Raw genomic sequence first — 14,581 nt, 5'->3', positions numbered from 1 at the left:
CAGCACGGCCGCCGGGTAAAGAGCCGGGCGGGTGATACACGAGATCGGGAGGTACTGGGGTGCGTGCTCGCTCGCCGTGGCGCTATCCGGCGCGGATCGTGCCCCTGGCGTTTCTCGGGGCGATCGCCGTCGGCACGGCGCTCATGATGCTGCCCGCCGCGCGGGCCGAGCCGGGGCATGCGCCGTTCGTGACCGCGCTGTTCACCGCCACGAGCGCCGTGTGTGTCACCGGGTTGTCGGTGGTCGACACGCCTTCGTACTGGTCGGGGTTCGGGCTGGTGCTGTTGACCGTGCTGTCGCAGATCGGCGGCTTCGGGATCATGACGCTGGCCACGCTGCTGAGCCTGCTGGTGTCGCGGCGGCTGGGGTTGCGGAGCCGGCTGCTGGCGCAGGCGGAGAGTGCCGGGCTGTTCGGCGGCAACGTCGGCGGGGTGCTCATCCGGGTCGCGCTGGTGATGTTCGCGTCCGAGGCCGTCATCAGTGTGGTGCTCACGTTGCGGTTCTGGCTGGCGTACGACTATCCGTTCGGGCGGGCCGTGTGGGAGGCCGTCTTCCATGCCGTGCAGGCGTTCAACAACGCGGGGTTCGCGCTGTATCCGGACAGCCTCGTGCGGTTCGTCGGGGACTGGTGGATCTGCGTGCCGCTGGCGCTCGGGGTGCTCGGGGGGTCGATCGGGTTCCCCGTGCTGTTCGAGCTGGCGCGCGAGTGGCGTACCCCCGGATTGTGGTCCACCCACACCCGCCTGACCGTGTGGGGAACCGTTCTGCTCAGCCTCAGCGGGTTTCTGGTCTTCCTCACCTTCGAGTGGAGCAATCCGGGCACGCTGGGCCCGCTCGGCACCTCCGCCAAGATCCTGGCCGCCTTCACCCAGGACGTGATGACTCGCTCCGGCGGCTTCAACAGCATCGATCTCGGCGCCATGAACACCGAGACCATCGCCGTCACCAACGGGATGATGTTCATCGGCGGGGGCAGCGCCAGCACCGCCGGCGGCATCAAGGTTACTACGTTCCTACTGCTCGCCTTCGTGATCTGGGCGGAGATCCGGGGCGAGCCGGACGTGGTGATCCGCAAGCGGCGGATCGCGGAGGAGACCCAGCGGCAGGCGATCACCGTGGCGCTGCTGGGGGTTGCCCTGGTGGCGGCCGGAACGCTCGCACTGATCCTGTTCACCGAGAACGTGCCGTTCGACCGCGCGCTGTTCGAGGTCACGTCCGCCTTCGCCACCGTGGGGCTGAGCACCGGGATCACGCCCGGCCTGCCGCAGCCCGCGCAGGTGGTGCTCGTCGTCCTCATGTACGTCGGCCGGGTCGGCACGATCGCGGTCGGCACCGCCATCGCGCTGAACACGCGGCGCCGGCTGTACCGCTATCCGGAAGAGAGGCCCATCGTTGGGTGACAACGAAACAACCGACAACGTCGTGGTGGTGGGGCTGGGCCGGTTCGGCGGCGCCGTCGCCGAGTCGCTGGTCAATCTCGGTCACGAGGTGCTCGGCATCGATGTCGACGCGCGGCTCGTGCAGGAGTGGTCGGACCGGCTCACCCACGTGGTCGAGGCGGACGCCACCGACACCGACGCCCTGCGCCAGCTCGGGGTGCAGGACTTCTCGCGGGCCGTGGTCGGCATCGGCACGAACCTGGAGACCAGCGTGCTGACCGTGCTCACGCTCGCCGAGGTGGGCGTACGGGAGATCTGGGCGAAGGCCACCAGCGTCAAGCACGGGCAGATCCTGTCCCGGGTCGGCGCCCGGCACGTGATCTTCCCCGAGGCGGAGATGGGCGAGCGGGTCGCGCACCTGATCACCGGCCGGATGCTGGACTACATCGAGTTCGATGACGGGTTCGCCATCGCGAAGGTGCGGGCCCCCCGCGAGGCGACCGGCCGGACGCTCGCCGACATCGGGCTGCGCAGCAAGTGGGGGGTCACGGTCGTGGGCATCAAGCTGCCCGGCGAGGATTTCACGTACGCGCGGCCCGAAACGGTCGTGCCGAGCGGCGGCATCCTGATCGTGGCCGGCAACACGTATAAGGTGGAGCAGTTCGCGGCGACCACGACCTAGATGGCGACGGAGAACCCGCCGCCCTTGGTCTTCTCCGGGGACGGCTGCGGGGCGGGCTTGGCCCGTTCCTTCTTCCGGGCGGGAGCGGACGGGACGGACGGGAGGGGCGTGGGCGGGACGACCACCGCGCCCAGCACCTCGGCCTGGCACTGGTGGCCGTTGAGGGTGAACGACAGCGGCAGCGGGTTGCTGACCCGGTAGCTGCCGCTGAGGGTCACGCTGACCGAACGGCCCGGTCGCAGGTCCACGCCCGTCCGCGGGCGCAGCACCAGCTTGCGGCCCCGCTGGGAGAGCCGCTTCGGGGCCTCCGTGAGCCGCTGACCGCCGGTGAACGCGAACACCAGCCGCCATCCCGACAGCACGTGGACGCCGGTGTTGACCACGGTGAGCTGGGCGCCGAAGTCCGTACCCGTGTCGCGCTGGATCCGGTAGCGGACCTTGCAACCCGTACCGTGCGGCACCACCGACCCGGGCCCGGCGCCCGCCGCCGCGGCCTGCGCGGTGCCCACATCGACCGGCTCGCGGGTCGAGGACCAGCCCAGGCCGACGGCCGCGACCAGCACCAGCGTCGCCACCGCGGCGTGCACCCGGTGCCGGGCGGCGAGCACCGCCTGGCCGAGCCGGCCGCCGCTGAGCAGGTCGCGGGCCAGGAACCCGCCGCGGAACAGGCCACCGCCGAGCGGCACCGGCCCGCCCACCCGCAGACCCCGTGCAACCCGCGAACCGGCCCGCAACCCCAAGCCGGGCCGCAGCCCCAAGCCGGCCCCCAGACCCGGGCCAGGCCGCAAACCCAGGCCGGCAGCCCGCAAGCCCGAACCGGCGGCCCGGGAGCCCAGGCCGGCGGCCCGCAAGTCCAGGGTGGGGCGCACGGGAAGAGAGCCCGGACGGGGAGAGCGGAAGCCGGCCGGCGCCGGTTGCTCGCCGGAAGCCACCGGCGGGATGATCGGCTGGAGGCCGACGAGGGCGGCGAGCCGGGTGGCGACCTCCGCGGCGTCCGGCCGGTGTTCCGGCTGCTTGGCCAGGCAGCGCAGGCACAGCTCGGCGACCTCCGCCGGCATGCCGGGCAGTTCCGGTACGGGCGAAGGCTCCGAGTACAGATGCGCCCGTAACGCCTCGGTGGTGGTCGCGGCGGGCCACGGCAACCGGCCGGTGAGCAGGCGGTAGAGGAGCAGGCCGAGGGCGTACACGTCGGCGGCGGGCGCGACCGGGCCACCGTTGAGGCGCTCCGGGGCCAGGTAGGCGGGCGTACCCAGCAGGCTGCCGTCCGGGGCGGCGTCCCGCTGCCCGGTCAGCGCCGAGATGCCGAAGTCGACGACCTTGGCGCCCGCGCCGGTGAGCATGACGTTGGCCGGCGTGACGTCGCGGTGGACGATGCCGCGGGCGTGCGCTGTGGCCAGGGCCGACGCCACTTCCGCGACCACCGTCACCGCGCCGCGCCACGGGAAGGGACCCTCGCGGCGCAGGCGGTCGGACACCGGTTCGCCGTCGTTGAGCTCCATGACCACGTACGGGACGGAGACGCGCTCCCCCATCGGCGATTCGCCGAAGTCGAAGACGCCGGTGATGTGCGGGTGGCACAGCCGGGCCGCGGCCAGCGCCTCTTGCCGCAGCCGGCGGCGGAACGCGGAGTCGGCGGCGAGTTGGGGGGACAGCACCTTGACCGCGACCGGACGCCCGAGGACCTCGTCGTGACCGCGCCAGACGACCGACATGCCGCCGGTGCCGAGCCGCTCGATCAGCCGGTACCGGCCGCCGACGTGGCCGCCCTGCCTCCCGGTCGCCAGCCACCCCATGTGCCGATTGTTGCCCGAGGGAACGCCCGGTCAGGGCGCGTCGGCCAAAATCGCTTCGGAGGTACGCGCCCTTTGTCCGAGTTCCGCCGCAGGCAACCGGATTCAGCCGACGGCCAGCCGCACCAAGGCCCGCAGCCGGCCGCACCAAGGCCGACGGTCAGCCGGACGCCGGCCGACGGCCAGCCCCACCGAGGCTGACGGCCAGCCGACGACCGGACGACGGCCAGCCGCACCGAGGCCGACGGCCAGCCGGACGGCCGACCGGCAGGCGGCCGGATTCAGCCGGCGAGCAGTTGATCGACCGGGGCGTAGTCGTCGGTCAGGACCCGGGTGTGGCCGATGAACGTGTCGAGGGCCGGGCCGGACACCAGTTCGACGGGCTCGTCCACGAGGTCGAGGTGGGAGCGGAGCTCGGCGAGCGGCAGCGGGGATCGGGAGGCGACGATCACGAAGTTGGCGCCGATCTCCCCGGCGAGGGCCGCCTTCGGCGCGATCACGGCGACGTGCGGGAAGACGTCGGCGACCGTGGCCAGCTCGGCGCGGATGAAGCGGTCCGGCGGGTAGTCGATGACGTTCTGGGCGTACACGCCGCCGTCGCGCAGGACGCGGGAGATGTCCGCGGCCATCTCCCGGGTGGTGAGGTGCCAGGGCACCACGAGGTGGCCGAAGGCGTCGCCGACGACCACGTCGTACGCGCGGTCCTTCTGTTCGGAGAGCCCGACCCGCGCGTCGCCGACCCGGACTCGCAGCTGGGGGCCGGTGGTGAGGCCCAGTTCCCGCTTGTCGAGGTCGACCAGGCCGCCGTCGAGTTCCAGGACGAGCTGGTCGCTGCCGGGGCGGGTGGCCGCGACGTACTCGGGCACGGTGAAGCCGCCGCCGCCGAGGTGCAGGGCGTCGATCGGGGCGCCGCCGGACTTCTGGATGTCGATGATCGCGCCGAGCCATTGGACGTACGCGTATTCCAGGTGTTTCGGGTCATTGAGGTCGACGTACGAGTGCCGCGCCGAGTTGAGGAACAGCGTCCGACCGCCCGCCTTCTGCGAGTCGGCGTCGACGCGGGCGCAGTGGTACGCGGTCTCCACGTCGCACGGCGTCGGCGCGGAGGCCCCCAGCCCGGCGCCGACCAGCCCGACGGTGGCGAGCACGGCCCGGGTCCGCGACCGCCCCGGCAGCGCCACCTCGGGATGCCGCCGCCGCAGCCACCACCCGAGCCCGAACCCGGCGACCGCGAGCAGCCCGGCGAGGGTCAGCACGATCCAGCTGCTGGGCATCGCGGCGACGAAGATGAAGCCGGTGCCGAGCGTCGCCGTGATCGCCCCCAGGGTGCCGAAGCTGGACAGCCGGCCCACCACCTCGCCGGTCCGGCGCAGGTCGCCGAGCTGGAGCTTCACCGTCAGCGGAGTGATCGTGGAGAGCAGGAACGCGGGCAGGAACACGGCCAGCGCGGCGAGCAGCAGCACCGCCGGGGCCGCGCCGCCGCGCAGGATCTCACCGCCCCAGCGCACCAGCGGCAGGGTGACCGCGGTGGTGATCGCGGCCAGCAGCAGGGCGGGCGCGAGCAGCAGCCGGGGGTCGTACCGGTCCGCGAGCCGGCCGCCGAGCCACGTCCCGTACGCGATCGCGGCCAGCGAGATGCCGATCACCGAGCTGCTGACCTGAAGGGTCACGCCGACGTACGGCCCGACGAGCCGCAACGCCACGATCTCGAGGACGAGGACGGCGCCGCTGGCGAAGAAGACGAGCGCGGTAGCCAGCCCGGACGGAAGGGCCCGTGGTGATTCCATCGGCGGAATGCTACAGACGCCGGCTGAGGGTCAAAGCATCGAGAGGTGCACGTGGTTCGTGTGTGTCGCATTCGGCCCGCCGGAGCCGCTGTACGACGACCAGCCGTTGCTGGGATGCCAGATCTGGCGGTACCAGATCACGTACATCACGCCGAGCCGCTCGGCGTTCTTCACGAAGTAGGCGGCCAGATTGTTGCCGTACGTACGGTCGCCGCCGGAGGCGTTGACGTTCTCGAAGCCGCCGGGGGCGGCGGAGAAGTCACACGCGCGTCCCTTGGGATGCTCGCCGGAGGAGCGCTGGCTGAAACAGGAGGTGTAGCGCTTGAACCCGGCCGCCTTGGCCTGCTGATACGCGTTCAGCAACCGCGGCGTGATGCACCCGGACGTGGTCGGGTCGTTGACCGTGCACGACTCCTTGGGCCACGAGCCGTCCGAGTTGCGCGGGGCGGCCTTGGCGAGGGGCGAGTTCGCGTTGACGAAGCCGCCGGCCACCGCGCCGCCACCGGCCGCCGCCAGGGCGCTCTCGGCCTGCTGCTTCTTCCGGGCCAGCACCTTGACCTGGTTCTGCTGTTCCTTGACCTCGAGGTCGATGGCCTTGGTCGCCTTCTCGGCGGTGGTCACCGCATTGCGATATTCGGTCAGGGCGTGCCCGTCGACCTGGGCCATCTGGTCGAGGCGCAGCATGCGGTCGAGGAAGCCGTCCGGGGACGAGCTGTTGAGCAGCATCGTCATGGTGGTGAAGCGCCCCTGCCGGTAGGAGCGGCTGGCGATCTCCTGGACCCGGCCGTCCAGGGCCGCGGCCCTGTCCTGCGCCTGCTTCAGCGTGACCTTCAGCTGGCCCTGGCGCTTCTTCGAGGCCGCGAGCTTCTGTTTCGCCTCGACGTGGCCCTTGGCCGCCGATTCCAGCTGGGCGCGCAGGGTCTTCGACCCGCCCTCGGGGTCGCTGGGGGCCGCGTGCGCCGCGGGAGCTGCAACGAGCAGCATCACGGTCGCCGCGAGCAGTGCCAGGCCGTGCTTCGCCCGGCTAGGGAGAGTCGCCGCCACGATCCACCTCCAGGCTGAGCCGCTTCGACTGAAACCCAACGTAGTGATGAGCGCGGGTGACTCTACCCCGCCCACACACCAGAAGGCAGATCGATCATGTCGCCGAATATCCACCGTCGACGAACAGTGTCTGACCCGTCACCGCAGCGCTAGCAGCACTCGCCAGATAAACGACACAACCGACAAAATCCTCCGGTACGCCGTTGCGCCCGATCATCGTCCGGCGGGCGTGCGCGGCCACCTTCTCCGGATCGGCGAAGACCGGCTCGGTCAGCGGGGTGTGCACCACTCCCGGGGCGATCGCGTTGCACGTCACGCCCCGGCCGGACCACGCCTCCGCCTGCGAGCGGGTCAGGCCCACGAGGCCCGCCTTGGCCGCGCCGTACGCGCCGCTGTTCCCGTACGCCCGGAACGCCTGCTGCGAGACGACGTTGATGATCCGCCCCCAGCCGCGCGCCGCCATGGCAGGGCCGAAGTGCTGCCCCAGCAGGAAGGGCGCGGTCAGGTTGGCGGCGAGGGTGACGTTCCAGTCGTCCTCGGTGAGCTCGTCGAGCGGCGGGCGCCGGTTGACCGCGGCGGCGTTCACGAGGATGTCCACCCGCCCGTACCCGATCACCCGGTCGAGGGCCGACCGGTCCGCCAGGTCCGCGGCGACCGTCTCCACCGCGACCCCGTCGGCGGCCAGGTCGGCGGCGGTGTCGCGCAACGGCCCGGGGCGCCGCGCGACCAGCACCACGCGCGCACCGGCCCGGCCCAGCGCGCCGGCCATCGCACGCCCGATGCCGGAGCTGCCGCCGGTCACCATCGCGGTGCGCCCGCCCAGTCCGAAGAGATCGTCGAGGTACGAAGCCATGCGTGCCCTCAGGGAAGCAGGGTGCCGCGGACGGTGTGCCAGATGTCGTGGTTGGCCGCGATGAGCAGGCCGCGCTGCGAATCCGTCGGCAGGTACGCCGAACCGTCCAGGTGCAGCACCGCTCCGCCGGCCTCGCGCAGGATCAGCGCGCCGGGCGTGTGGTCCCACGGCAGGATGCGCCAGAAGACGGCGAACTGCTGCTCGTCGGTGGCGACGGACGGGTACTCGTACCCCGCGCAGTGATGGCCGCCGGTCACCCGGCCGAGCCGGGACGCGTTCTCGTCGATGCCGGTCCGCAGCTCGTCCGGGAAGTAGTTCCGGGAGATCGAGCCGGTCAGGGCGCCGGCGCCCGGGTCGTCGCCGCGGGTCTTCAGCCGTACGCCGTCCAGATAGGCCCCGCTGCCGGCCTCCGCGACCGTCATCCGGTCGCCGGCCACGTCCAGGATCCACCCGGCGGCCGGCTCACCGTCGCGCAGCAGCGCCACCATCACGGCGAACGGCGACTTGCCGGCGGCGAAGTTGTTCGTACCGTCGACCGGGTCGACGATCCACACCGCGCCGCCGTCGCCGACGCGGTCGAGCACGGCGGGGTCGGCGGCGACCGCTTCCTCGCCGACCACGGTCGAACCCGGCAGCAGCGCCGTCAGCCCGGCGGTCAGCGCGCGTTCCGACTCCTGGTCGGCGATCGTCACCAGGTCGCCGGGCGACTTCTCCCGCACCTCCGACGTGCCGAGGTGGCGCCACCGGGGCAGCACGATCGTGCGTGCCACCTCGCGCACCAGGTCGGTGACCTGGTCGATCAGGTCGTCACGCACGCGGCGGCAGCTTCACGACGCTGACGAAGAACTCGTCGATCTGGCGGATCACCGCGATGAACCGGTCGAAGTCCACCGGCTTCGTCACGTACGCGTTCGCGTGCAGCTGGTAGCTGCGCAGGATGTCCTCGTCGGCGGCCGAGGTGGTGAGCACGACCACCGGGATCCGGCACAGCTCGTCGTCCTTCTTGATCTCCTCGAGCACCTCCCGGCCGTCGCGCCGGGGCAGGTTGAGGTCGAGCAGGATCAGGTCCGGGCGTACGGCGTCGGCGTACCGGCCCTCGCGGCGCAGATAGCTGAGCGCCTCGGCGCCGTCGGACACCACCGTGAGCCGGTTGCGGACCTTGTGCTCCTCGAAGGCCTCCTGCGTCATGAGCACGTCGCCCGGGTCGTCCTCGACCAGCAGCACCTCGATCGGCGTACCGTCCTGACGGATTGCTCCGGTCATGAGGCGACCTCTTTCGCTTTCTCCTGCACCGGCACACCCGCCAGCAGCGGCAACGTGAACCAGATGGATGTGCCTTCGGTGACGTCGAGATCCAGCCAGATCCGCCCGCCATGGTATTCGACGATCTTCTTGACGATCGCCAGTCCGATCCCGGTGCCCTCGTACGCGTCCCGCCCGTGCAGCCGCTGGAAGATCACGAAGACCTTGTCGGCGAACTCCGCCTCGATGCCGATCCCGTTGTCGCGGACGTTGAGCAGCCACTCCTCCCCGTCCTGGCGCGCACTCACCGTGATGACCGGCGGCACCTCGGGACGGCGGAACTTCAGGGAGTTGCCGATCAGGTTCACGAACAACGTGGTCAGCAGGGGCTCCTCGCCCTCGACCGTCGGCAGGTCCGCCCACTCGATCCGGGCGTCGTCACCCGCCCGCGCCTCCAGCTGCGACGTCACCTCGGTCAGCACCCTGTTCAGGTCCACGTCCGAGAAGCCCGAGGTCAGCCGCCCGATCCGGGAGAAGGCCAGGAGGTCGTTGATCAACCGCTGCATGCGCTGGGCGCCGTCCACCGCGAAGCCGATGTACTGGTCCGCCCGCTCGTCCAGCTGCCCCGCGTAGCGCCGCTGCAGCAACTGGCAGAAGCTCGCCACCTTCCGGAGCGGTTCCTGCAGGTCGTGCGACGCCACGTACGCGAATTGCTCGAGGTCCCGGTTGGATCTGGTCAGCTCGTCGGCCTGCTGCTTGAGCTGGTCGTTGACCCACTCGATCTGCTGGCGGGCCTCGCGCACCTCGGCCAGCTCGGCGGCGATCTGCCGGCGCATGCCGTCCACGTCGTCGGCGAGTTTGCTCAGCTCGGGCGAGCCCGTGCTCTCGATGTGCTTGTCGTAGTCGCCCTTGGCGACCTGCCGCACCTGCTCCGCCAGCTCGGTGACCGGGCGGCTCACCATCCGGTCGAGCAGCAGCATGAGCGCGGCGCCGGCGAGCACGATGATGGCCGCCGCCGCGATCTGGATCGCCACCATGCGCTTGCTGGCGTCCTTCGCGGCCTCGGCGGACCGCTCACGGAGCACGCCGATGTCGGTCTGCATCGCGGTGATGGCCTCGCGCAACGCGTTGAACTCGGTCGTGCTGCCGGCCTCCACCAGCGCCCGGCCCGCCTCCGGGCCCCGGGTGCGCACGGCGTCGAGGATCGGCTCGGCGACCGCGGTGTGCCAGGCCCGGGAGCGGCTCGCCACCTCGGCGAGGTCGGCCCGGATCCGGTCCTCCAGCGGACCGGACCGCAGGAGGCGCTCGATCTGCGCCATCTCGGCCTGCTCGGCGGCGAGCCCGCTGCGGTACGGGTCCAGATTCTGGTCACGCCCGGTGATCGCGTACCCGCGGACGCCGGTCTCCTGGTCCACGACGGCGGTGTTGAGGCGCTCCCCCGCCGCCCGCATGGGGCTCGCCCGGTTGACCACGTCGTCCAGCTGCCGGTTGCTGCTCGCGGCGGTGAAGGCGGCCACCACGCCGAGCGCGCCGAGGAGCAGCCCGACGGTCACGCAAAGGGCGAGAACGCGCCGGCGCAGGGTCCACGTGCCCACCCGCAGCACGCTCACCGGCCACCGCCCCGCGAGATCAGCAGCATGGCGACGTCGTCGGCGAGCGGCCCGCCGTTGCCCTGCTCCGCGCGTCCGACCAGCCAGGCGGGCAGCGCGGCCAGCGGTACGTCCTTCGCCGCGGGCTCGCTCAGCAGGCCGCACAGCCCCTCGACGTCGAGCCGTTCGTTGCCCTCGCCGGTGTGGCCCTCGATCAGTCCGTCGGTGTACATCAGCAGGGACCAGTCATCGCCGGAGAACTCCACGTCGGTCGCGGGGGTGGGGGTGGGGCGTACGCCCAGCACGATGCCGGTCCGCGCGGTCACCGGGGCCGCCGCACCGCCGGAGAGCAGCACCGGCGGCGGGTGACCGGCGAGGCGGACGGTCGCGCGGTTGCCGGCGAGATCGAGGGAGACCATCGCCACGGTGGCGAAGACCTCCCTGGCCCGCCGCTCGGTCATGAGGACCTGTTCCAGGGCGGCAAGGACGTAGTTCTCGGGTACGCCCGCGAGCACCAGCGCCCGCCAGGCCACCCGGAGCTCGACGCCGAGCGCCGCCTCGTCGACGCTGTGCCCGCAGACGTCGCCGACGATCACGTGCAGCTTGCTGTCGCCGACCTGCACGACGTCGAAGAAGTCGCCGCCGAGCAGGCCCATCGCCCGCCCGGAGCGGTAGAACGTGTGCACCGCCACCTTGGTCGTCTGCATCAGCGGCTGGGGCAGCAGGCCCCGCTCGAGGCGCGCCGACTCCGCCTGGCGCAACTCGACCTCGCGCAGCCGCTGGGCGTTCTCGTCGGCGCGCTTGCGCTCGACCGCGTAGCGCAGCGCCCGGACCAGCAGCACGCCGTCGACCTGGCCCTTGACCAGGTAGTCCTGGGCGCCTTCGGCGACTGCCTGGACGCCGAGGTGCTCGTCGGAGCGCCCGGTGAGCACGCAGACGGCGGCGCTGCCGGCCACCCCGAGCAGCTTGCGCAGCCCGTCGATGCCCTCCGCGTCGGGCAGCCCGAGGTCGAGCAGCACGCACTGGACGCCGCGCATCATCGTGCGCGCCTCGCGCAGGCTGGTGGCGATCCGCAGGTCGAACGAGGCACCGGCCTCGGCCAGCAGCTCGCGGACCAGGAAGGCGTCGCCCTCGTCGTCCTCGACGAGCAGGATCCGCAGCCGCTCCGGCGCCATCACGGGCCGGGGCGTGGTCACTCCGGTCACGGCGTCACCCCGCCCGGTGCAGGACCGTGGGCGGTACGCGGGACGGCGGCACCGGTGTGCGCGGGGGCTCGACTCTTGACATGACCCGCTGATCGTCCATCACCCGCGGCGGAGGCACAACTCAGGCCCGGCCTCATGCCGGCGGGCCGTACGAGGGGTCCTGGGCCACCCGCCGGGCGTGCTGGGCGATCACCTGGCCGAGGATCCCGTGCAGCTGCCCGCAGTCCCGGCAGTGCAGGTTCTCGTCGAGCCGGCGCCCGCCGCACCCCGTGCAGAGCCCCCGGTCCTCGGGATCCCGGTACGCCTCCAGCGCCCGGCAGATCGCCCGGACGACGTGGTCGCCGACCTGGAACGTCGCCTCGCCGAGGGCGGTACGCACCCCGATCACGGCGACCGGGCCGGCCTCGGGCGCCGGGTCGTAGGGCACCACCCGCTCGAGGAACTCGGCGACGACGGCGGCGGGATCGAGCGGGGCTGTCACGGGACAAAGTTATGTCACCGGACCGTAAGATCGCGCGGCTACCCGGCGGGGGCTCACCCGCATAAGTTGACTGCGGAGGTCCGGCAAGGTCGCCGGGCCGGCGAGCCGGGAGGGTCCATGGGGGACGTGCCGAGGGTCGAGGCGGTGGACCGGGCGCTGACCCGGCCCGCGCGGCGAGGCTGGGCCGCCCTGGCCGCGGTCCTGCTCCTGGCCGTGGTCGGCGCGCTCGCCCTGCAGGCGGTGCGTCCGCCGTCCGCGCGGCCCGCGGACGCCCCGGCCGGCGAGTTCAGCGCCGAGCGCGCGTTCCGGCACGTCCGCACCCTGGGGGCCGGGCCGCACGTGGCGGGCAGCGCCGCCAACGATGCGGTCCGCGACCATCTGCTGGGCACCCTGCGCGACCTCGGATTCGAGACCGAGGTGCAGGACACCGTCAGCACCCAGGGCAGCGAGCTGTCGTCCAGCGCGGGCGGCGTGGGCCTGGCTCAGGTGCGCAACGTCGTGGCGCTGCGGCCGGGCACCGGATCCACCGGTCGGATCTTCCTGGTCGCGCACTACGACTCGGTGCAGACCGGCCCGGGCGGCAACGACGACGCCGCGGGCGTCGCCGCCATCCTCGAGGCGGTGCGCGCCCTGAGCGGCGGCCCGCGCCTGCGCAACGACCTGGTCCTCGTGCTGACCGACGCCGAGGAGGCCTGCCTGTGCGGGGCGAAGGCCTTCGTCGACCAGCACCCGCTGGCCCGGGGCGGGGGCGTCGTGCTCAACCTGGAGGCCCGCGGCAGCAGCGGCCCGGCGATCACGTTCGAGACCTCGGCCGACAACGCGGGGCTGGTGGACGCCCTGGCGTCGGTCCCGCACCCGGTGGGCACCTCGTTCGCCGTCGAGATCTACCGGCTGCTGCCCAACGACACCGATTTCACCGCCTTCCGCGAGGCCGGCTTCACCGGGCTGAACAGCGCGTACATCGACGGCGCGGCGGTTTATCACACGCCGCTCGACACGCCCGCCGCGATGGACCGCGACAGCCTCCAGCACCACGGCGACACCGTGCTCGCCCTCACCCGCGACCTCGGCAACCGCGACCTGGCCGGCCTGAGGTCGAGCGGCGACGCGACGTATTTCCCGGTGCCCGGCGGGCTCGCCCACTATCCCGGCACGTGGACCTGGCCGCTCGCGGTCGCGGCGCTGCTGGCGGTGCTCGCCCTCGCCTGGCTCGCCCGGCGCCGCGGTCTGGTGACGATCCCGCGCCAGTTCGCCGCCGTCGCGCTCGCCGTGGTGCCGCTCCTCGCCGTCCCGGTGCTCGCCCAGCTCCTCTGGATCCTGATCAAAATCATCCGTCCCGGGTACGCGGAAATGCCGATCGACCCGTACCGCCCGGAGTGGTATCGCCTCGCCGTCCTGGCCCTGACGGTCGCCGTGGTCAGCGCCTGGTACGCCCTGCTCCGCCGCCGCCTCGGCCCGGCCGCCCTCGCCGTCGCGGGCCTGTTCTGGCTGGCGCTGCTCGGCCTCGCCCTCGCGGCCCTGGCCCCCGGCGGCTCCTACCTCACGGCCGTCCCGTCCATGGCGGGCGCCGCCGCCGGCATCGCCGCCGTCCTGCTCCGCCGCGCCCCGGGCTGGGCACCGGTCCTGGCGGTCATCCTCGGCGCGACGGTCGCGGTCGTCGTGCTGCTCCCCACGACGGTCATGTTCTTCCCCGCGATGGGCCTCAACCTGGCCGGCGCCGGCGCCTTCATCGCCGTCCTCCTCGCCCTGGCGCTGCTGCCGATCCTCGACCTGATCCATCCCGAGGCCGGCGGCCAGCGCGGCCTCGACACCCTGCGCGCCCGCCGCCGCGGCGCCGCCCCCGCCCTGACCGCGACGCTGGCCGCGCTCGCCCTCGCGGCCACCGGCCTGCTCGTGGACCGCTTCGACGGCACCCACCCGGCCCCGGCCCACCTGATGTACGCCCTGGACGCCGACACCGGCCAGGCCCGCTGGCTGAGCGGCTCGCCGTCACCCTCCGCCTGGACCGCCCGGTTCGTCGGCGACGACCCGGCCCCGGTCACCGACACCCTCCCGGCCTTCGGCGACGAGAAGCTGCTCTCCGGCCCGGCCCAGCCCGCCACCCTCCCGGCCCCGGACCTCACCAAGACCACCGACACCACCACGGGCGACCGCCGCACGGTCACCCTCCGCCTCACCCCGAAACGACCGGCCCGCCTGGTAACCCTGCACGTGACCGCCCAGACCGAGGTGTACGCGGCCACGGTGAGCGGCCGCCCCCTCCCGATCGACCGCGCCGCCGGCGGCACCTGGGGCTTCGGCTTCGTCTTCCACGCACCCCCCACCGCCGGCATCGAGGTGACCCTCACCATCCCGGCAACCGCCCCGCTCAGACTCCGGGCCATGGACGCGAGCGACGGCCTCACGACCCTCCCGGGCTTCCACCCCCGCCCGGCAGACGTCGGCGTGGCCGGCTCCCACAGCTCCGACATGCTCGCCGTAGCCAAGACCTACACCTTCTAGAGGTAGATTCCATCTACGTAGATCGGA

12 protein-coding genes are annotated in these 14,581 nt (G+C 72.6%); 3 read left to right on the top strand and 9 right to left on the bottom strand.

Features of this window, described 5'->3' with window-relative positions; genetic code table 11:
- The first annotated feature begins 98 nt into the window (after positions 1-98).
- Entirely contained in the window at positions 99-1,400 is a 1,302-nt protein-coding gene (locus tag CLV70_RS29820) for a TrkH family potassium uptake protein (protein WP_170148679.1), read from the top strand.
- Entirely contained in the window at positions 1,393-2,061 is a 669-nt protein-coding gene (locus tag CLV70_RS29815; protein ID WP_106129944.1) for a potassium channel family protein, read from the top strand. Before CLV70_RS29820 ends, CLV70_RS29815 begins: the two co-directional genes overlap by 8 nt.
- On the opposite strand, the gene CLV70_RS29810 is transcribed toward CLV70_RS29815, so the two are convergent.
- From CLV70_RS29810 to CLV70_RS29770, 9 genes are all read right to left on the bottom strand, one after another.
- Positions 2,058-3,854 carry a serine/threonine-protein kinase gene (locus tag CLV70_RS29810; RefSeq protein ID WP_106129943.1) on the bottom strand — a complete coding sequence of 599 codons (1,797 nt, stop codon included), beginning with the start codon at positions 3,852-3,854 and terminating at the stop codon, positions 2,058-2,060. The genes CLV70_RS29815 and CLV70_RS29810 overlap by 4 nt on opposite strands.
- 278 nt (positions 3,855-4,132) lie before the next feature.
- Positions 4,133-5,638, bottom strand: a complete 1,506-nt coding sequence (locus CLV70_RS29805) for a fused MFS/spermidine synthase (protein ID WP_106129942.1) — start codon at positions 5,636-5,638, stop codon at positions 4,133-4,135.
- Positions 5,639-5,668: 30 nt separating this feature from the next.
- Entirely contained in the window at positions 5,669-6,682 is a 1,014-nt protein-coding gene (locus tag CLV70_RS29800; protein ID WP_106129941.1) for a coiled-coil domain-containing protein, read from the bottom strand.
- Positions 6,683-6,776: 94 nt separating this feature from the next.
- Positions 6,777-7,535, bottom strand: coding sequence for an SDR family NAD(P)-dependent oxidoreductase (locus CLV70_RS29795; protein ID WP_106129940.1), 759 nt, complete (start codon positions 7,533-7,535; stop codon positions 6,777-6,779).
- Positions 7,536-7,543: 8 nt separating this feature from the next.
- Positions 7,544-8,350 carry an inositol monophosphatase family protein gene (locus CLV70_RS29790; RefSeq protein WP_106129939.1) on the bottom strand — a complete coding sequence of 269 codons (807 nt, stop codon included), beginning with the start codon at positions 8,348-8,350 and terminating at the stop codon, positions 7,544-7,546.
- Entirely contained in the window at positions 8,343-8,798 is a 456-nt protein-coding gene (locus CLV70_RS29785) for a response regulator (protein WP_106129938.1), read from the bottom strand. Before CLV70_RS29785 ends, CLV70_RS29790 begins: the two co-directional genes overlap by 8 nt.
- On the bottom strand, positions 8,795-10,387 hold the full coding sequence (locus CLV70_RS29780; RefSeq protein ID WP_106129937.1) for a sensor histidine kinase: 1,593 nt from the start codon (positions 10,385-10,387) through the stop codon (positions 8,795-8,797). Before CLV70_RS29780 ends, CLV70_RS29785 begins: the two co-directional genes overlap by 4 nt.
- Complete coding sequence (locus CLV70_RS29775) at positions 10,384-11,541, bottom strand: PP2C family protein-serine/threonine phosphatase (RefSeq protein WP_106129997.1); 1,158 nt, start codon at positions 11,539-11,541, stop codon at positions 10,384-10,386. Before CLV70_RS29775 ends, CLV70_RS29780 begins: the two co-directional genes overlap by 4 nt.
- A gap of 163 nt (positions 11,542-11,704) precedes the next feature.
- Positions 11,705-12,052, bottom strand: a complete 348-nt coding sequence (locus CLV70_RS29770) for a hypothetical protein (protein WP_106129936.1) — start codon at positions 12,050-12,052, stop codon at positions 11,705-11,707.
- 117 nt (positions 12,053-12,169) lie between these two features.
- Between CLV70_RS29770 and CLV70_RS29765 the strand changes: the two genes are divergently transcribed.
- Positions 12,170-14,554 carry a M28 family peptidase gene (locus tag CLV70_RS29765; RefSeq protein ID WP_106129935.1) on the top strand — a complete coding sequence of 795 codons (2,385 nt, stop codon included), beginning with the start codon at positions 12,170-12,172 and terminating at the stop codon, positions 14,552-14,554.
- The last annotated feature ends 27 nt before the right edge of the window (positions 14,555-14,581 follow it).

Origin of the sequence: Pseudosporangium ferrugineum (assembly GCF_003002065.1) — a bacterium.
Taxonomy (GTDB): Bacteria; Actinomycetota; Actinomycetes; order Mycobacteriales; family Micromonosporaceae; genus Actinoplanes; species Actinoplanes ferrugineus_A.
This window is presented reverse-complemented; position numbering and strand designations above follow the sequence as displayed.